Below are 20884 nucleotides of genomic sequence, written 5' to 3' on the forward strand. Positions count from 1 at the left end.
CCTTTTTTGCTGAAGAAAGATGTCAAAGACATTTACCGCTATATTTTAATGCAACATCAACTTTATAGGGTTTAGCTGTTATTAATATTCGTTAGTAATCGCTTACAACCGTTTACAAACGACTACAAAAGACCTCAAACATTTATTACCCGACTAGCTTTTGCTCCATCCTGCACCTTTGTGATGTTGCTGCTGAATAAGTGGCAGCTGAAATAAATAAATGTTTTACTAAAATTTAAAAACCATGTACAATTTAAAAAACAATGTGCAACTGATTGGGCGACTAGGCGCAAAACCTGAAATCAAAACTTTTGAAAATGGAAAGAAGCTTGCCAACTTTAACCTGGCCACCAATGAAACCTACAAAAACCAACAAGGGGAGAAGGTGGAAGAAACCCAATGGCACAGACTTACTGCCTGGGGCAAGATAGCTGAGATTGCAGAGAAGTATACCGACAAAGGGATGGAAGTGGCTATTTCCGGCAAACTGGTGTACCGAAGCTATGAAGATAAACAAGGGGAGAAGAAGTATGTCACCGACATACAGGTGAATGAGCTTTTGCTTCTCGGAGGAAAATAATCAGCCTTTCCAAATAAATTTCTACCCGCAGAGTTCTGCAAGGGCTCTGCGGATTTTAATAAATAATAAAGCTGTGACTGGCGAGGTATTTTTGACACGGGACAAGTCTGTGTTATTTATCCAATAGCAGAGCTATTCCATACATTGTGGAAACATCATCTATTGGTACTATTACTCTTCAGTATTTCGGAGGATCACATTGATTAATTGATAACCTTCATCAGTTTTCAGGAAGCTTATGTGATCCTGATAGAAATCTCCATCATCAGTGTCATGACTGATCACTAAAGTCATTAATGGGTATTTCCAGTCTTTGGCCTGACCACAATTGTTGAAAAATTGGCTGAATTCCCCTGATTCATAATCGTAAATAGTAAGGCCTTCTGTTGAAATGAAATAATCGGCACCTTCTTTTTGAGTTTCTTGTAATCTCTTTTTCAATAGGTCAAAATGATCAGCTAGATATTTTTCCTTGGGTTGGCTTACCCATCCTTCGTTATCCTTCCAGTAATAGATTTCTTTGTAAGAAGCACCAGACAGCTTTTCCATTGAGAGGGAATTGATCAGATTGTTGAAAAGCCAATCCTGGAATGTTTTTTTGAAATCAATAAAAGAATAATACTGTCCATCTTTAGCAAGATAACTTTCCCGGTTCTGATCAGGATGTACTTCAGCTGTCTTTTCCAGAGAATAGAAGTCAAGAGCGTTTTCATTCTTAAATTTCTTGATAATGATCTGATTACTGGTATCAATAAGGTAGGTTTTTCCACCCTTCCAACTGTAATGATTGCAGCCGGAATGCTTTCGTTTTTCCCAGAAATGTTTCCGTGCATTCTTCAGGGCAATTATATATCCATTTCTTACCCTGGATAGTGCATTGTATTCCGCAGGCACCACTACTTTCCCCTCGCTGTTCAACATGCCGATGTGCTCAGTCTCCTTATCCTGAAACCTGATGAAGCCTTCGCTCTCACAATCCGCTGAATTGTCTGAGATAAACAAATCTCCATAAGCTGCAGTTTTGCCGGATTTGGTGAGATAGTAACTTTCATATTCCCCATTTTTCTCTTCCATTACGGCAATAATGTCATCAAATTTTCTGGCTATGGTAAAGCCCATGAATTTAGGGGTTATTTTTACCTCTCCATTATGATCCTTGAAACCTATATGAGTGGTGTCTGCATTCCAGAAAGCTTCCCAGCTACTTTTTTGCTGGGCATGGGATTGCACACATAATAGCATTATTATTCCGACAAAGAAAAAACGATTTTTCATTCCCGCAAATTTAGGAGATTTAATGATATCACTAAGGATTTACTCCACTTCTGCTTTGCTATTAATAATTATTGTTGTTGGGGATTGTGATAAAGGAGGCATGGCAAATTACCATTAAAAACATAAAAAAAAGCACTGCCTTTGCAGGCAGCACCCTTTCATCACTAACTATCTTGACTAACTGAATAATAGAACTGTAGGTTACACCCAATGTACATTTAAATGCTTGAATGGGTAAAAAATTTTCTATTGCCCGGTTATTATGTGTATTTACATGTAATTTATAAAATAATGACCCAATTATGCAATGATTGGTTGGAACAGGTACCAATAATTTTTTAAAAATAGTACGAAAGCTACTTCCCTTGATGTATATGTCCTGTGAGGAAATTGCGTGAGAGTAAGAGGTAACCTGTTGATTTTCAATAGTAAGATGAGCGCTCTTGTGAGATTTAATCTCAGACTTTATATAAATTAATTTCGATCATTGTTTTACAAAGGAATACCTTAATTTTACGTTCACCTATGTCTGGATGAACTAAAACGCACAGAACCAGCAAACCGATGAAATATTATATCATAGCCGGTGAACGCTCAGGCGATTTGCATGGCGGAAATTTGATCAAAGCCTTAAAAAATGCAGATCCGGAAGCTGAGGTTCGCTGTTGGGGTGGCGAAGCCATGCAGAAAGCGGGAGCTGACCTGGTAGTGCATTATAAAGAAATGGCTTTTATGGGATTTTGGGAAGTATTTACTCATTTGAATACTATTCAAAAGCGGATTAAATTCTGCAAAAAAGATATTCTTGATTATAATCCAGATGCCCTGATTTTAATAGATTATGCCGGCTTTAATATGAGGATGGCCAAATTTGCCCATCAGAATAACATCCCTACCCATTATTATATTTCTCCTAAAATTTGGGCCTGGAACCAGAATCGCGCTTTTAAAATTAAAAAATCAGTGGATTATATGTATGTGATCCTACCTTTTGAGAAGGAGTTTTACAGGAAGTTTGACTACGAGGTGGATTATGTTGGTAATCCTTTATTGGATGCCATTAAAGCTTTTGAGCCGGATCAGAATTTTGTAGCCAAACAAATTGAAAAACCAATTATTGCTATTCTGCCCGGGAGCAGAAAACAAGAGGTGTTACATATGCTGGCTAAGCTGAAAGCCATAGTGCCCCATTTTCCTGATTATCATTTTATTGTAGCTGGTGTTTCCAACCTGGAGGCAACATTATATGAAACTGTAATGAACCTGGAAAACGTAAGCCTGGTTTACGATCAGGCCTATGATGTGCTTAATTGTGCCACAGCGGCCCTTGTAACCTCCGGAACAGCTACACTTGAAACTGCTTTGTTTGAAGTCCCACAAGTGGTTTGTTACAAAACTAGTGGGGTTTCCTACGCTATTGCAAAGCGTCTGATCAAGGTGGATTATATTTCTTTGGTGAACCTCATTTTAAATAAGGAAGCTGTTCGTGAGCTGATTCAGCAGGAGTTTACAGTTGAAAAGCTGAAGAAAGAACTCCATGCTATTTTACCTGGTCAACCAAAGCGTGAGCAGGTGATTCAGGATTATAAGCAGTTAAAGGAGATATTGGGAGATATGGAAACTTCGCAAACTTCAGCAAGTCTGATTTACGAGAGGGTGAAGTCTTAGGAGTTATTAATAGAAAGTGATGAGTGGAGACACTCACCACGGCAATTTGTGGAGATACTCACCACTGTAGTTTGCGAAAAGAGGTGGATACAAAGGATAGTTGGCAAAAATGACAATAAACTAGTTGATTAATCAGGTATTATATTAAAAATTAAGATAGAAGTGGTGAGTGAAGACACTCACCACGGCAGTGAAAGCTAAGAACTTTAATCTGTCTGTAATCAAAATCCCACTAGAAAGCAGTAGTTTCTTCAAATATTCTGAATTTTAAGAAGATTTATTTTAAACATTATGTTTCATTTCCGATTAAGAAAAGAGTGTATACAATAAATATCAGTAGCAGTAAGCCTGCTTCCCAGCGATCGAGTTTTCTCTTTTTACCGGTAAACATGGCAATAAAAAGTAAGAAGGTGCCACCCAAAAGCAGGTAGATATCCATATTAAAATTCCGGTTGTACTCTATCGGGTTAATGAGTGAACTTATTGAAAGGATAAAGAAAATATTGAAAATGTTGGAACCAATAACATTTCCGATGGCTATATCACTGTTCTTTTTCAATGCAGCCACTACTGAAGTTACCAATTCAGGCAAAGAAGTACCCGCTGCAATAATGGTTAATCCGATAATCTTTTTGCTAATCCCCAATTCGGTGGCTATTTCTATGGCGTTATCAACAACTAATTTTCCACCGATAACCAGTCCGGCTAATCCAATAATAATCAGGCCCCAGATTTTCCGATTTGACTGATTTTCAATAGCGATGGATATTTGTGCGGATTCCAAAGCGATGCCTTCATTTTTCATTTGTTTATACACATAGAATAAGAAGAACCCGAACATGAGTAAAAGAATGACTCCATCCAGTCTTGAAAGAATGGGGTCGTTCTGCCAAAGGTAAGAGTTGGATAGCCCGAGAATTAATAAAGCAGCTATAAATGATATGGGAATTTCTTTCCATACGGTACTTGATTGAACAGTGATGGGCAAAATAAGGCCTACAATGCCCAGTATGAAGAATAAATTGAAATTGTTACTACCAATGACATTTCCAAAAACTATATCCGATTGGTTTTGAAAAGAGCCAATTGAATTCACAACCAATTCGGGAGCAGAGGTGCCAAAGGCCACAATAGTTAAACCGATGGCCAAATCAGAAACGCGCTTTTTTTTGGCGAGGGAAGTTGCCCCATTTACCATCCAATCAGCACCTTTTATCAATAGAACAAAACCTAAAATAATGAGTAGGATGGAAATCGTCATATTAAGATAATTAGCAGTAATGTAATTCTCTGACCTACGTCAAAGTAAATAATGAGGTTTTTATTCCAATGGAATAAAATTTTAACCTCTCAAATCCTCAAATGCCTCTAATATAACAAAAAAAGCCCTGATGTTTTTTACAACAGGGCTTTCCAGCGATGTGATTTTTATTTTGTTATCTGTCTACTTCAATAACTATGTAATTGGAATCTTTCCAAAACTCCGCTGGGTTTGTAATTCTGAAGCTTTCTATTTTATCGCCTTCTTCAACAAGTTCATAACTCCCCTCCGGGTGATTGGTGATAAGAGTGGCTTTTTTAGCATCCAGAAAAATAGTCTCCAAATCTGTTTTATCAGTTCTGGTAAATAGAGTGTCAGCTGCATTGGCATTGATCACTTTTACTCTGCCTAAACCAATAAATCCGCCTTCTTTAGTCACAATTTCTTTTTCCTGAAGCTCTTTAGATTCACCTACGTAATAATAAGCCCTGTTTAAATTTCTTCTTAATTCTTCAGAAACAGACACTTCCTCTTCTAGTTGTTGTCCCAACTCGGCCAGTCGTTCTTCCAGGGAAGTGGTAAGTTGAGTAATTTCTTCTTGTTTATCTATCAAATTCTGGCTTGCTTCCTCCAATCGCTGTTCCAATGCCTCAATTTCCTCACTTTTGGCACCTGATTGTTTACGAAGTTGGCTCAAAGATCTATCCAGAGCCATTATTTTGTTTCTTGAGTTTTCCATCAAAGTGCGCATATTGGCAATTCTTTGATTGATGGCTTCTGCCACCTCTTTGTTGTCTACTTCTTCAATGTCTGTTTGTAATGTTGACACCATGGATTGATCAGCAGTAATTTCAGCAAGGTTTTTATCTATTTCTGCCAACCTTTGCTGATAGTTCTCAACTGAAGCTTTCCTTTCCTGACTGACTTCCCTGAGAGAATCATTTTGTGCCTTTAATGCGGCATTTTCTGATTTTAATGTTTCATTCTCTTCTTTTACTTCCGTATTACATGCTGTAAATACAACAAGTAAAGACATTATTATTACTAAATTTTTCATTTTTCCCTGTTTTGGTTAATAGTTGGTGATTGTAGGATGCACCAACGTAATTGTGTTTAATAAGTTGAATAGGAGTGAATTTATTTTTATTGAGGCAATGGTTAAATTGATGGTTTTCAGTGGATTGCCTCATCGGGTCGAGTGGGGGCTATTTGGCTTCTTGAGAATTCCTCTTTCCTTGAGTCCGACAAATAAACTATGGTGCCTATACCTAAGGTGGGGATGGCTAAGTTTTATATTTGATATTTCAATCGGAGAGTATAAAGGTGTAGCTCAACCAACAGATTGCTTCTCATGAATTCCGTTGGCGCGGAATAGCATGCTAGCAATAATCAGTGAGATTGAGCTTTGGTCGATTTTAAACTTAAGCACCATTAATTGTCGGGTAAGACTGTTTTTCCAAGACAGGTGTTAAATAAATACTGATGCATGAAAAATTCTATCTGGGCATAAACAGGATGATCATGGCACCTATTATACAAACGGATGCTCCAATAATGTCCCATTTGTCAGGAGGTATGTTTTCTACAAAATAAAGCCATGACAGAGAAGAAACTATATAAATTCCTCCATATACAGCATAAGCCCTTCCGGCAAATTCGCTTTGGACTTTAGTTAGAAGGAAAGCGAAAACCATAAGCGAGAGAATACCGGGGATTACCCAATAAATTGATTTATTTAATCTTAGGTAGAGCCAAAATGTATAACAGCCGAAAATTTCACAAACTGCGGCAGATAAAAATAAAAGTATGTCTTTCAATGTCTTGTTTTTTCGAGACCAGTAACTGGATTTTTTACAAAATTGGAATTACTGTTCACAAGGTAAAATTAATTCTCTTAATATTGGACATCATCTATTAATAGCTTAGTCAACACCCTCTTCTTCTTTATATTCTTTAGCGTCCTCTTCATTATTGCTGATTCCAATGCTGCTTACTGCCCCACTTAATAATGATTTGGACCAATAGTTGAAAATGGATCTGCTTTTGTTTCTTTCAAAGAAAATCTTCCCTTCATTGAGCTTAAAGAGATTGGGATTTTTGCCTCTCACTACAAAGCTATTGGCAAAAAAAGTTCTTAGACTATTGCTCAGGCCTGAGGATTGATATGTATGGCGATCCAATATATTTACCTTCAAATTATTGTACCTGAAAATCATGTTTCCCTCAGCATATTCATTGTTTCCGCTCAATTCAAAATTGAGTTGCTCATTTTCTCCTGAACGTACTTCCACGGCAGCGATAGGCACGAGCATTTCATTAAGGGTAGAAATATCCATTGGCCCTACTGATCCGCTAAGAGTAAACTTACTCTTTTGTGAGGGAAAAGGGAATTCAGCTTTTGCCTGAAATTCTCCCATTTTATTAAGTTTTCCCCGGGCAAACAACTCTATAGGCTGGCCACTCGCAGGCCTCGAACGGAGTCCGAAGATAGTCCCGGTAAGTTCATCAAATGACACAAAACCCAATCCACCGCCATCCTTTGGAACGATGTAAATATTAATGTGGGCACTAACGGAAACAGTATCAATTTGAAGTGGGATTTTTAATTTTTGAAGCGCTTCTTGCGGCAAGGGTACATATTTTGTGGTGTCCAGTGGTACATTGAGATCCCTTAATACCGTAAATTTTCCATCGTTTATGGATGCTTTCTGGATATGGAGTTCTTTATTTACCAACTTATCAAGGTTGATGCCGGAGAAATTGACTGAAGCCAGTTTGAGATCAAACCAATCAGTTTGGTATTTGATATGCTGGCTGAACTTAAAGCGGTCATAACGTGATTTTAGAGCAATTCCGGAGGCAGACAATGTGGCATTGGGATAGGAGAAGGCATAGCTGTCAGCTGTCAGCGTATAATTTTTACCTATATCTTCCCGATAGTCTTTGCCATTAAAGGAGAGAGAAGCCAGCTGCCGATGCAGGCTTTTAATGTATATGGCAGAATCAAGGTTGAGCCTGTTGATTTTTAAATCTGCTTGTCTCACAAAATAATTGCGATCCTTTTCCTGGTGGTAGACCCGTAGATTGAGGTCTTTGGAAATTATTTGTCTGATAAATAGATTCTTAAAAGGGATAAAGTATTTGTTTTTAAATGAGTCCTCGCGGGAATCTTTAATGGTAAGAAAAACGTCTGCTTTATGTGTAGTTAAACTACCAATATTGATTTCGTTGGACTCAATATATTTTTGTGCAGCCCAGTTATCAAGGGAGATATTTTCTATTTTTGCTGAGGAAGTACCACCTTGTTTCTGGATATCGAAGCTGTTGATTTTCCCCTTTCTGTTTTTACTGTTGTAAGCAATATGCTCAAAATTGAGTAAGTCTCCTGTAAAGGATACCCCACTTAAACCTGAGCATTCAAAAGAGAAATTTTTCGCGTAAAGCAAGGATCCATCCGAAGCTAATTTTTGTGTTGGATAAGACAGGTTCTGTAGAAGAAGAGTAGTTTTCCGGTTCGACCACAAGGACCTCTCATTTTTACTATTCACTACTTGTAGGGTGGATTGTTTAAGTTCTAATTGAACAGTATTTAAGTCAATTGTAAACCCGTTCTCATCTTTTCTGTCCTTGGTTTGAGATACTTTTTCCTGCACTTTCGTTATCCATTCCATATCCATATTTGCCACATTGATGATCATACTATCTGCCAGCACATTTTTATTCCGGATGAGGGTTTCTTTGTTGAATCCGGTTAAACGAACCAAAGGAATATGTGCACTGAGTTTCATACTGTCGTTCATCTCAAAGGGTGCTAGTGAAATATTGTGAATGGAAAGCGTAGTGCTGTTTCCCGGTAAATTCACTTTTGCGATGTTAAGTGTGTGTTCCAAAGCCTTATGATTTACAGAGAGACTTTCTGATAAGAAATAACGTAAGGAAAGCTGTTTTTGAATAACCAGTTCTGTATTGAACTTACCTATACTGAAATAATTGGAGGTATCTATATGATAGATAAGCTTGCCATCATTGATGTTAAGAATCATGGGTTTTTTGGGCCACTTCCAATTCATGTCTTCTTCTTTGTCACTATTTGAATTAGGATGAAGGATAAACTCCGGCTGGTGTAAAGAAACCTTTTCAATTTGTACTATGCTATTTTCAATAATGCTATCCAGTTGCACACCATGCACTTTTAGTTTCTTGCTTTTTATATGGGTTTCCGTTTTGGGTTCAAAATAAGTCAGATCTTCCAGTTCAAGTTCATGGAGCTTCCTGCCTGCATTGATATGTCCAATCTCGAGCCCCCCCTCTTTTAGCTTTAACTGCAGATGGTTAGCCTGTAAATAAATGCTGTCAGCCAGGTTGTGCCAGGAGTTTACGGCAGTATCAATAGCTAATTTTTCCAGTTTGAGACTTATTTCATCAACAAAGAATTGATTGCTAATTTCTACTTTTCCATTGATCACCTGGATTTGGTCTGCTTTAATTTCCTCAAAATAATTTTTCAAAACTGATTGTAGCTTGGCAGGAGTGAAAACTGAATCCATTTTAGTCTGTCCCAACTCTGTGGTAGGATCAACATAAATAGAAGGGTTTGTAAATTCCATGCTTTTGAGGAACATGCGCTTCTTGATGAGGGCTTCCTTATAGTTAATACCTTCCAGATTGATGAGTGGAATATTAAAATTAAATTTAGTCAACAGACTATCACTGGCATTTCTTGAGGGGTTAATAATAAAATCCTCTACCCTTAAGGTAGAGTTAAAGGTATTGATGGTTAGATTTTTGAAAGCCATGATATGTACACTATCAGGCAATTTATAATCATAATCCTGTATACTGATTTTTGCATTTTCAAAATAGTTGGTTCTGCTGTTGATTTCATAGTTGCTGGAATCCAGCATAATATCAAAAAGCTCAATGCTTATATTGTTGGATTTAAATTGTTGCTGGTTTTTAATTTTCACTACCAGATCCAGAGCGGCCTCATTAATTTTAAAATTCTTCACTTTAATTAAGTCAAATAAAGCGAGAAGGGATTTCCCAATAGTATTGTCAGAGGTACTCTCCGTATTGTCTGTTCCGGATACGGATTGAATATTTATAATGGGTTCAGGAATGCTTACTTTATCAATTAGCAGATGATTTTCCTGATAGGCTTTTAAATAGTTAATGCCTTTTAGCTCCAAAACAGGAATAATGATGTCGTAGATATTTTTACGTTTTTCGGTGAAACTTTCCTGCGTATTAATATGAGGCCTGGCTTTTATTTTTAGGTTAGTAAAGCTGAGTATTGAATCAGTGGTTGATAGCCTGAAGCCATCAAAAGTGAGCACATGAATGCTATCAGGCAGGTCAATTGACTGATTTTGTAGTCCCAGATTAATGGATTCTGAATAGAATACCTTTCTTTTCTTTTGGCTAGGGTCTATGACAAAATCAGAAATCCCAAAATTTATAGTATTCAGTGACAGCTTGCTTGGAGAATGGTTGAGTGATCCGCCACGCACCTGGAAGTAGTCTATTTGCAACAGGCTGAGGTAGTCAGAAATGATTTCGTAAATTTCACCTGTTTCCCGGCCGAGTTTAATCTCTTTCTTTTCCGGGTTAATTTTTGTCATTAAAATCTGTGGATTCACCACTTCAACTCCTTTTACTATCAGTTCTTTTTTGGTGTATATTTTAAAAACTGATTTCAAATTGATGTCTGCAGAATCTATACGAACCTGATAAAGGTTGGAAATGGTACTGGAATCTGTAATAGATTTATAGTTGGGAACAAGTTGGGCATTAAAGATCCGAAGCCTGTTACTGATCAGATTAAGTTCTAATTTTTCAAAACTCAGTTCATAAAGGCCATTGCTTTCCTTTCTGATTAAATCCACGAGAAATTGTTCGGAAATCTCGTTACCAATTTCCTTCAATTTATCATTCACGAAGAAAACTGCTGCTAAAACCAATACGGTAATGGCAATAATCTTCAGTATAGGTTTAACTGCTTTACGCATGAAGTTGATAGTTTAAAAGAAATAAAAGCTGCTCAAAGATATACTGAAAAAACGATAAATTATTTTGCGAACTCAGCGAATATACAATTTAATAAAATTAAGTGTAAATAATAATGTGAGGCTGAATTCAGGTGCTTAATCTTTTAACAGGAAGGAAGAATGTACGCTTCGGCATTCTTAATTTCCCTGGATTAGGATAGGTTGATCCACATGAATGAAAGCCAGTAGCATCTAATTTTTGATACTCAAAGTAAACCCTAATGTCATTAAGTTAAGCTTTAAACTAAAACCTCAACCTTTTATCCTTCTCTCCCGATTGGTCGGGACAAGCTAAAGGGAGAAGGAGGTTTGCCTTAACTTAACGACATTGAAGTAAACCCTGCAAGGGATTCATTTTCCTTGCAGGGTCAGTGAGGTTATTTGGGCGATAGGTTCTACAAGAATATTCCCTTGTTACTAATAATTATATCTTCGCACTCCTTAATCTCAGCGAGTTTGCAATAACCGAAACAGAACTAAAACTCATGGCTAGCGCGGCAATCATAGGAGAAAGCAATAATCCAAACACAGGGTATAACACACCTGCAGCAATAGGAATGCCTAACGTATTATAGGCCAGCGCAAAGAATAGGTTTTCTTTAATATTGCGCATTACCTTATGACTCAAAAGTTTGGCTTTGGCTATACCTTTTAAGTCTCCTTTCACCAAAGTAATCGCAGCACTTTCTATGGCAACATCTGTTCCGGTGCCCATAGCAATACCAATATCTGCTTGTGCGAGGGCAGGGGCATCATTAATACCATCGCCTGCCATGGCTACTTTTTTACCTTCAGATTGTAATTTTTTTACTTCTTCCAGTTTATCCTGAGGAAGCATTTGTGCCTTAAAACCATCTAAATTTAGCTTTTCACTTACTGCTTTGGCAGTGTCATGGTTGTCTCCGGTTAACATTACTACCTTAATGCCTTCATTTTGCAATTTTTGAATAGCTTCCTTACTTGATTCCTTTATTTTATCATAAATTACTACGAAACCAAGTGCAGTATTTTCTTCAGCCAAAATGGAGACAGTTTTTCCTTGTTGCTGCTCGGCTTTAACTTGTTTTAATAACTCATCGGAAATAGTAGCATTTACTTCTTCCATCAACTTTTCATTGCCTAAAGCCAGCTTTTTTCCTTCCAATATTGCGGTAATACCTTTACCTGTTACCGATTCAAAATCACTTACTTCAATGGCTTCTATCTTCTTTTCAGCACCAAATCGCATGGTGGCTTGTGCCAAAGGATGCTCGCTGCTACTGTTGAGGGAGATAATTTTCTGTATTAAGTCTGCCTCAGAGTATTCTGCTGAAGTACTGATCACTTTCTCCACAGAAGGTTTTCCTTCGGTTACTGTACCTGTTTTATCAATAATAACCACATCTATTTTGTTCATTTCCTCTAATGAGGTGGCATTTTTAATTAATACACCGGACTGAGCACCTTTACCAACACCTACCATTACCGACATAGGCGTGGCTAATCCTAAAGCACAAGGGCAGGCGATAATCAATACTGCTATGGCATTTACTAAAGCATACACGTAAGAGGGTTCAGGGCCATAGGCAGCCCAAACGATAAATGTGAGAACAGCAATAATTACTACAATAGGTACAAAGTAACCTGAGATTTTATCCGCTAACTTTTGAATTGGAGCTCTTGATCTGCTGGCATTGTTGACCATTTCAATAATCTGGGAGAGCAAAGTTTCCGAACCTACTTTCTCAGCGGTCATGGTAAAGGTTTTGTTACCATTGATGGTGCCTGAACTAACTTTATCTCCTGCTTTTTTATCAACAGGAATAGGCTCTCCCGATATCATGGATTCATCAATGGAGGAGGCTCCTTCCTTGATTTCACCATCCACAGGTATTTTTTCACCAGGCTTTACACGTAAAACATCTCCTTTTTCAATATCGTCAATGGCTACTACTGTTTCTTTGCCATTGATTATTTTAGTGGCCTTATTAGGTGCCAGTTTCAATAATTCCTTAATGGCAGAATTGGTTTTTCCATGCGCACGGGCTTCCAGTACCTGACCTAATAGTACCAGTGTTAGAATTACTGTTGCGGCCTCAAAATAGACATATACGGTGCCACTCGCTGTTTTGAACTGATCAGGGAAAACATCCGGAAAAAATATGGCCACCACACTAAAAAGCCAGGCTACTCCCGCACCAATGCCTATTAATGTGAACATATTCAAGTTCCAGGTGACAATGGAGCGCCAGGCCCGCTCAAAAAACATCCAGGTAGCATAAAACACAACGGGGATAGAAAGAGCTAACTGTACAAAATTCCAGTATTTAACTTCCATCCAGCCATACATGGGGTTATTATGGAACATTTCTGCCATGGCTATGATGAAAATGGGCAAGGTAAATGCTACTGCCCAACGCAATTTGCGTCTTAGTTTCAGATAAGTTTTATCTTCTTCCTCGGTATCATCTGCTTCCATGGGCACCAAATCCATTCCACATTTAGGGCACGATCCTGGTCCATCTTTTATTACTTCCGGATGCATAGGACAGGTATATTGTATCTTTTTCTTTGCGGCTGGCTGCTCTACTAAGTCCATCCCACAAACAGGGCAGTCGCCCGCTTTATCGTAGGTTTTATCCCCTTCGCAATGCATTGGGCAATAATAAACACCGGAACCTTTTCCTGTGTTTTTTTGCTTTTCTTTCTGCTGTTTTGGCTGAGGAGGATGTTCCCCTGGCAGGGAGATTTCATAACTGCTATCTTTCAGCCTTTCCTGTAACTGTTCAATTTCCACATGTTTGTCCATTTCAATTACGGCCTCGGCTTTTTGCAGATCTACAGAAACATTGGTTACATGCGGAGTTTTTTTAAGCGCTTCTTCCACGTGTGAGCGACAGCCATTGCAAGTCATTCCTGTTATTTTATAAACGTGGGTCATGTGCTGCTGATCAGGCATATCTGCATGATCCTTAGGTAGGGAAATTTCATAATTGCTATCCTTTAGCCTTTCCTGTAACTGTTCAATTTCCACATGTTTATCCATTTCAATAGTAGCCTCAGCTTTTTGCAGATCCACAGAAACAGCGGTTACATGAGGAGCCTTTTTAAGCGCTTCTTCTACATGTGAGCGACAGCCATTGCAAGTCATCCCTGTGATTTTATAAGTGTGTTTCATCTGTTATTCAGTTTATAAGAACCCTCTAATAAATAGAATTAATAGGGATTCATGATTTACTTTAATACTTGGTAAGTTTGACTATTCAGTTAACAAAGTAACTCTAACTTTAGATGGGAAGTATTACATTATGTGGAGGCAGATTTATAGGATTTGGAAAGAGATGCTGGCAGACCCTCTGAAGGTGTGTTCCACAAACTTAGGAATAGGGTCAATTCCCCCTTTGGGGGTTAAGGGGCTACAATTTATCTATAGAAATGCGTTTGTTTTCTTTGATTTTTTTGAAATAGGAGGGCGTAAAACCTGTCACTTTCTTGAATTGAGCGCTTAAGTGTGCTACACTTGAATAGTTTAACCTGTAAGTAATTTCATTTAAATTTAGCTCATCGTACACCAATAGCTCTTTCACCTTTTCTATTTTCTGGTTGATGTAAAACTTTTCAATGGTGGTGCCTTCTACTTCTGAGAACAGATGCCTGAGATGGTCGTAGTCATGCTCAAGTTGATGACTTAAATATTCTGACAGATTGCTTTTGAGCTGGTTGTTTTCTTTGTGGATCAGATGAATGATTGAATTTTTGACTTCCTCTATTAAACGACTTTTTTTATTGTCAATCAACTCAAAACCAATAGGTTTCAGCACATCTCCAATTTGGGCTATTTGAGCTTTGCTCAGCTCTTCCGAAAATTCAGCGGCACCTAAATTTACTGCTATAGGATTTAATTCCAGCTTTTCAAGTTCTGATCGAACCACCATCACACAGCGGTCACAAACCATATTTTTAATGTGTAGCTTCATACCCAGCGCAAAATAGCCAAATTCCTACACATTTCTCACATCCAGAATTGCTTCTGTATATTTGTCCGGATTGTTCAATATGCTGAAGTATTTCTCCGCTACTTCACTTTCTGAGCTTAGCTGTTGATCTTCTTTCAAGCTTCTGAACCTTTCTACTCCGCTAAAATCGCTCTTATCAGTGGAGCGGATTTGCGTTTGCATTTCTGTATCTACCACACCAGGAGCAATGGCATGGATCCTAAAACCTCCATTGTCCATTTTATTTTCTTTGGCGGTTACTTCTGTGGCCATGTCCAAGGCAGCTTTGGATGCGCAGTAACCTGACCAGCCATCAACAGCACTTTTACCGGCACCGGAGCTTACGTTAATGATGATTTTTTCTCCTTTAAAATCTTTAAAAACCTTCATGAAAGCATTCATGAGTATAATAGGAGCTGTGACATTCAGATTGAAGAGATGTGTAATGGCAGACGGATCAATATTTCCCATGTGCTTTACATCACCCAATGTTCCCGCATTATTAATTAATACAATCCGCTCAAATTCTCCTTCTGCACTCAATAAATCGTATGCGTTTTTTTCCAGTTGAGATATCTCCGATAAATCGATGTTGATGCCTTTGTAATGATCATGCTCAATGGTGTGGGTACGGCTCAGTCCAATAACTTTTGAAGCTTTATCCTGTAAAGCACGCTCTGCTAATCCTTTTCCAATTCCTTTGCTGCTTCCGGTGATAAAAAAGAGAGTTTTCATATTGAGTTTATTTCAAGGTTTAGAAAATGAATAAAGTATTTGTTTAATTTACCTCCGCTGAGATTTCGTGCTTTTATATCTTAATCTTTTGTCTACTAAATAACAAGATTTGATTTCTCAGCTGATACCACTATTATTTCCACAAATAACACCCCTGTAGTCCCTTCAATGCTATTAAGTTAAGCTTTATTTAAAACCCCTTCCTTGCATCCTTCCCCAAAGAGAGAAGGAGGATTGTCTTAACTTAATAGCATTGGTAGTTGCCTAAAGAGATACACCCCTATAATCCCCTCCCAGAGGATAGTTCTCACAGATTTACATCAGTAGAAAACCATAAACTTTAGCTATTGACAATGGAATCATTGTGCTTTAACCTCTCTGAATTTACAATATGTAATGGCTCAGATCCTTATTTTTGATTAAGCTGGCCAATCTTTCTGTCACCATTTCTTTGGTAACAACCACTCTGGCGTTAGGGCCAATTTTATCCGGTACATCAAATAACAATTCATTTAAGAGCTTGCTCATGACCGTATGCAATCTTCTGGCTCCAATATTTTCTACTTCCGAATTGATCTGGAAGGCCATATTGGCTAACTCTTCCAATGAATCATCATTGAATTCAAGCTCTACTTCCTCTGCTTTTAGTAAGGCGATATATTGCTTGGTCAATGCATTTTTAGGTGCCTTCAAAATCTGTAAGAAGTCTTCTCTTGTCAGACTGTCTAACTCTACTCTGATTGGGAAACGGCCCTGCAACTCCGGTATTAAATCTGAAGGCTTGCTTACATGGAAGGCTCCGGCTGCTATAAACAGCACATGATCAGTATGAATAATGCCATATTTGGTGTTTACAGCACTACCTTCTACTATTGGCAGCAAATCCCTTTGTACACCTTCACGGCTTACATCTCCACCGCTGGAATTTGATCCACTTTTGGCAATTTTATCAATCTCATCAATAAAGATCATTCCCGTATTTTGTGCTTTGGCAATGGCTTCTTCCTTCACTTCATCCATGTCGATGAGCTTGGAAACTTCCTCTTCAAGCAATAGTTTACGGGCTTCAGCGATAGTTACTTTTCTTCGCTTGTTTTTCTTTGGCATCATATTACTCAACATGTCCTGAATGTTGATCATGGATGTTTCGTCCATCATACCACCGCCTACTACGCCCATGCCATTTCCGGCCGGAGCTTTTACATTGATGTCTATTTTGCGATCTTCCATTTCACCATTGCGCAATTTCTCTCTGAAACGCTCTCTGGTCTTTTGATTCAGTTCATAATCATCATGCGGAACGGAGGTGCTACTGCTTTCACTGGTGATATTCACCGGTTTTTGAGAAGTACTTCTCATCGGTGGAATGAGTGAATCCAGGATAATATCTTCCACAGCTTGCCCTGCTTTTTCTTTTACTTCCTCTTTTTTAGCTGCTTTTACCAGGTTCACAGATTGCTCTACCAGGTCACGCACCATGCTTTCCACATCACGGCCTACATAACCCACCTCGGTAAATTTAGAGGCTTCCACTTTGGTAAATGGTGCATCAGCAATTTTGGCCAGTCTTCTGGCTATCTCTGTTTTACCTACCCCCGTAGCACCTATCATTAATATGTTGTTGGGTACTATTTCATTCTGAATATCTTCAGGGGTGTTCATTCTTCTCCAGCGGTTCCTCAACGCAATGGCCACATTTCTTTTGGCATCATTTTGACCGATAATATATTTATCTAATTCCGCTACTATCTCTTTTGGTGTAAGAAAACTTTTACTATTCATTATGATTTCTTTTTTAAAATGTGGTTAAAGTTTGTGCCCAATGTGATGAAATGTGAAGTCCCACCTATTTGGTATATCGCATTTGAATATGCGAGGTTTAATTTTTTGGTCTGAAATAAAAATCCGAAGGTGAAACCACCTCCGCCTGCAGCTTGCTCACCTTTAAGTGATTGTCTGATCAGGTGATTGTAGCCTGCTCGCAGATTGATGCTTTTTCCCAGGATAATTTCAGTACCAATCGTTAGATGCTGAAATATTTTATCCAGATTTCCGGGCGCATCATCATTTTCATTGGTGAATAAATTGTTACCATCATCATCCAGCTGAGTGTAGTCAAAATAGCTCAAATCATACTGATAGAGTCTGTTGGCTGTCAGTGAAAATCTGAATGGCATAAACTCCGGCTTAAAAGTCGCCCCCAGCTGTACATCAAATGGTAAACTCCTGTCTTCCCCATCTAATTTTTGGGTGTAGAAGCCCACATTTTTGATGACCATCCCAAGGCTTAAATCTTCTTCAGGATGTAAAAAAGCACCCCCAAGGTCCATCATTACAGCTGATTGATTATATCCGCTGATTTGTGAACCTGCAAATTTTACACTGGCTCCGTACTGAAAAACACCTTGCTTACGGCTATGGCTTAGTTGTATGCTAAAATCATTGGCGCCAAAATCCTCGGTGGGAGCTCCGGTATTATCAAAGCCCTCAAAATTCCCATAATCCACATAAAATACGCCCAGACTAAAGAGTCCTGCTTTTTCAAACTCTTTTGCATAAGTGGCAGTGGAACTATAAATTCCTGCCAGATAGGGAGAAAATGTAAATGACATCTGCCCATCCATTTGCGAACGTAATAAAGCAGGATTCTGCCATACCATATTCACATCTCCTGCATTTGAGCTGACATTGACTGTACCCAAACCTGCCACGCGGGCATGATTAGGTACTTCCAGAAATTCAAAAGACCTTTTACCTCCTATTTGGCTGAAAGCATCATATTGTGAGGCAATCAGTAAAAAGAGTAATCCTATGAATTTTCTACCTGTCATACTGTAGCTTCAGCGCTTTGTGGCTCAGTGGCAGTTACAAATTTTATTGGGTTCTTGATTTTTTCGTCCAATAAGGCAATTTCCAACACTTCATTAATTTTATCAACGAAGTGAATGTTTAAATCCTTCAGGTAACGATCATCAATTTCTTCAATGTCCTTTTTGTTTCTGTCACAAAGTATTACATCTTTAATGCCTGCTCTTCTGGCAGCAAGAATTTTTTCTTTCAGGCCACCAATGGGCAATACTTTTCCTCTCAGGGTGATTTCACCCGTCATGGCAAGTTTACTTTTCACTTTTCTTTGTGTGTAAATAGAAGCTAAAGAAGTAATCATGGCAATACCTGCTGATGGCCCATCCTTAGGCACAGCACCGGCAGGCACGTGCACATGCAGGTCGTAATTATCAAAAGTTTTGTAGTGAATGCCTAATTCCTCAGCATGTGATTTTAAATAGGAGAGGGCTGTTACAGCTGACTCCTTCATGACATCACCCAGCTGGCCGGATAAAGTCAATTTACCTTTTCCCCTGCTTAAGCTTGATTCAATAAAGAGGATCTCTCCACCTACTTGCGTCCAGGCAAGACCTGTTACTACACCGGCCGTATCATTGTCCGTGTAGATTTCCTTTTCAAATGCTTCAGCGCCCAATACCCTTACTACATCTTCTTCCTCTATTTTGCCATTGTATTCTTCTTCCATGGCAATGGATTTGGCAACATTTCTTACTATTTTACCTATCCTTCTTTCCAGGCCACGCACTCCTGATTCCCGGGTGTAATCTTCAATAATTTTGGCCAGGGCTTTTTTACTGAATACAATATCTTTGGCTTTTAGGCCGTGATCCTTTTTCTGTTTCGGTACCAGGTGTTTTTTGGCGATCTCTACTTTTTCTTCCAAAGTATAACCTGTCACTTCAATGATTTCCATTCTGTCACGAAGGGCAGGATGGATGGTGTCCAAAGTGTTGGCAGTAGCGATGAAAAGTACTTTCGAAAGATCGTATTCCGTTTCCAGATAATTGTCCTGAAACGTTTCATTTTGCTCCGGATCAAGTACTTCCAGTAAGGCAGAGGATGGATCTCCCCTAAAATCTGAACTTACTTTATCAATTTCATCTAAAATAAAAACGGGATTTCCGCTGCCGGATTTCTTCATGTTTTGAATCACTTTGCCGGGCATGGCGCCTACATAGGTTTTTCTGTGTCCACGGATTTCTGCTTCATCGTGCACGCCACCTAAGGACATACGCACATACTTTCTGCCTAAAGACTCGGCCACCGATCTTCCCAAAGAAGTTTTACCTACTCCCGGAGGGCCGTACAAACAAAGTATAGGTGCTTTCATGTCTTTTTTCAGCTTTAAAACAGCCAAATATTCAACAATCCTTTCCTTTACCTTGTCCAGACCAAAGTGATCTTTGTCCAGTATTTTTCTGGCGCGTTTCAGGTCGAAATTATCTTCCGTTACTTCGCCCCAGGGCAAATCTACCATGAATTCTGCATAGTTCATGGAAACCGGATATTCAGCAGATTGTGGATTGAGGCGACTCAACTTGTCCAGCTCTTTTTCGAAATGTTTTTTAACACTTTCAGGCCATTTCTTCTTTTCGCCTCTCATTCTCAGGTTGTCAATTTCCTGATCGGGGCTGTCCTGGCCTAATTCATCCTGCAATACCCTAATCTGCTGTCTCAGGAAGTAATCCCTTTGTTGCTGATCAATATCAGTATGCACTTTCTTATGAATTTCCTGCTTCAGTTCCAGCATCTGGATATCCTTCAACATAAACTGTAAAAGCATGGTGGCTCTTTCCTTGGCATCAGTCTTTTCCAGCAAATTCTGTTTGTCTTTTACTTCCGCATTAATGTTGGAAGAAAGAAAATGAGTGAGGAAATTGGGGTTTTCTATATTGTCAAGTGCTACCTGTGCTTCCTGAGGAATTTCAGGGTTTAACTTGAGTATTTTGCTGGCAGCATCTTTTAAAGACTGTATAACTGCTTTATTCGATTTTTGAGAAGGATTTAATTCCTGATCGTTCAGCTCCTGGTAAGAAGCGATAAGGAAAGGATCTTCCTGTAATACTTCTTTTACTTCAAACTTTTGCTTTCCCTGAATAATAATAGTGGTATTACCATCAGGCAATACAATCATTTTCAATATCCGCGCTACGGTACCAATTTTATAAATATCATCCTTGCCCGGATCTTCCACTTTATTGTTGGACTGCGCCACAACCCCTATAATACGATCGCCTTTGTAGGCCTTTTTTACCAATTTAATGGATTTTTGCCTGCCAACGGTAATGGGAATCACTACTCCGGGAAACAATACAGTATTTCTGATAGGTAATATGGGTAAGCTATCGGGTAATTCCTCTTCCTTCATGCTATTTTCTTCATCCGTAGAAATCAGTTGTATTAATTCGCCTGTTTCGTCATCACTTACTTCAGAAAAAAATTGAGCATCTTTAAACATTGAATCCATATTGTTTTTTTATATCTAATGCGCCATATT

13 protein-coding genes are annotated in these 20884 nt (G+C 38.6%); 2 read left to right on the plus strand and 11 right to left on the minus strand.

From position 1 onward, the window contains the following. The first annotated feature begins 244 nt into the window (after positions 1-244). Entirely contained in the window at positions 245-580 is a 336-nt protein-coding gene (locus JKA74_RS09955; RefSeq protein WP_201431027.1) for a single-stranded DNA-binding protein, read from the plus strand. A gap of 171 nt (positions 581-751) precedes the next feature. Here the strand turns inward: JKA74_RS09955 and JKA74_RS09960 are convergent, their stop codons facing one another. After that, positions 752-1855 carry a WG repeat-containing protein gene (locus JKA74_RS09960; protein WP_201431028.1) on the minus strand — a complete coding sequence of 368 codons (1104 nt, stop codon included), beginning with the start codon at positions 1853-1855 and terminating at the stop codon, positions 752-754. Between the two features lie 564 nt (positions 1856-2419). On the opposite strand from JKA74_RS09960, the gene lpxB reads away from it, so the two are divergent. Beyond that, positions 2420-3523, plus strand: a complete 1104-nt coding sequence (lpxB, locus tag JKA74_RS09965; protein WP_201431029.1) for a lipid-A-disaccharide synthase — start codon at positions 2420-2422, stop codon at positions 3521-3523. Between the two features lie 289 nt (positions 3524-3812). Here the strand turns inward: lpxB and JKA74_RS09970 are convergent, their stop codons facing one another. The 10 genes from JKA74_RS09970 to lon all read right to left on the minus strand — a co-directional run bounded on the left by JKA74_RS09970 (position 3813) and on the right by lon (position 20854). Continuing rightward, complete coding sequence (locus tag JKA74_RS09970) at positions 3813-4784, minus strand: calcium/sodium antiporter (RefSeq protein ID WP_201431030.1); 972 nt, start codon at positions 4782-4784, stop codon at positions 3813-3815. Between the two features lie 175 nt (positions 4785-4959). Next, positions 4960-5841, minus strand: a complete 882-nt coding sequence (locus JKA74_RS09975; RefSeq protein ID WP_201431031.1) for a Cbp1 family collagen-binding glycoprotein adhesin — start codon at positions 5839-5841, stop codon at positions 4960-4962. Between the two features lie 439 nt (positions 5842-6280). Beyond that, the gene (locus JKA74_RS09980; protein WP_201431032.1) at positions 6281-6601 is read right to left on the minus strand and encodes a YnfA family protein; all 321 of its coding nucleotides are present in this window, start codon (positions 6599-6601) and stop codon (positions 6281-6283) included. A 105-nt stretch (positions 6602-6706) separates the two neighbouring features. Continuing rightward, entirely contained in the window at positions 6707-10792 is a 4086-nt protein-coding gene (locus JKA74_RS09985; protein WP_201431033.1) for a hypothetical protein, read from the minus strand. Between the two features lie 463 nt (positions 10793-11255). Further along, the gene (locus JKA74_RS09990; RefSeq protein WP_201431034.1) at positions 11256-13988 is read right to left on the minus strand and encodes a heavy metal translocating P-type ATPase; all 2733 of its coding nucleotides are present in this window, start codon (positions 13986-13988) and stop codon (positions 11256-11258) included. Between the two features lie 238 nt (positions 13989-14226). Beyond that, complete coding sequence (locus tag JKA74_RS09995; RefSeq protein ID WP_201431035.1) at positions 14227-14787, minus strand: AraC family transcriptional regulator; 561 nt, start codon at positions 14785-14787, stop codon at positions 14227-14229. A gap of 24 nt (positions 14788-14811) precedes the next feature. After that, positions 14812-15540: an SDR family NAD(P)-dependent oxidoreductase gene (locus JKA74_RS10000; RefSeq protein WP_201431036.1), complete on the minus strand. Its 729-nt coding sequence runs from the start codon at positions 15538-15540 to the stop codon at positions 14812-14814. A gap of 384 nt (positions 15541-15924) precedes the next feature. Beyond that, entirely contained in the window at positions 15925-17322 is a 1398-nt protein-coding gene (gene hslU, locus JKA74_RS10005) for an ATP-dependent protease ATPase subunit HslU (protein WP_201431037.1), read from the minus strand. Continuing rightward, complete coding sequence (gene porQ, locus JKA74_RS10010) at positions 17322-18371, minus strand: type IX secretion system protein PorQ (RefSeq protein ID WP_201431038.1); 1050 nt, start codon at positions 18369-18371, stop codon at positions 17322-17324. The genes hslU and porQ overlap by 1 nt, the downstream gene beginning before the upstream one ends. Then, positions 18368-20854 carry an endopeptidase La gene (gene lon, locus JKA74_RS10015; protein WP_201431039.1) on the minus strand — a complete coding sequence of 829 codons (2487 nt, stop codon included), beginning with the start codon at positions 20852-20854 and terminating at the stop codon, positions 18368-18370. The genes porQ and lon overlap by 4 nt, the downstream gene beginning before the upstream one ends. Positions 20855-20884 lie beyond the last annotated feature (30 nt).

The sequence above is a fragment of the Marivirga aurantiaca genome (assembly GCF_016679925.1).
Taxonomy (GTDB): domain Bacteria; phylum Bacteroidota; class Bacteroidia; order Cytophagales; family Cyclobacteriaceae; genus Marivirga; species Marivirga aurantiaca.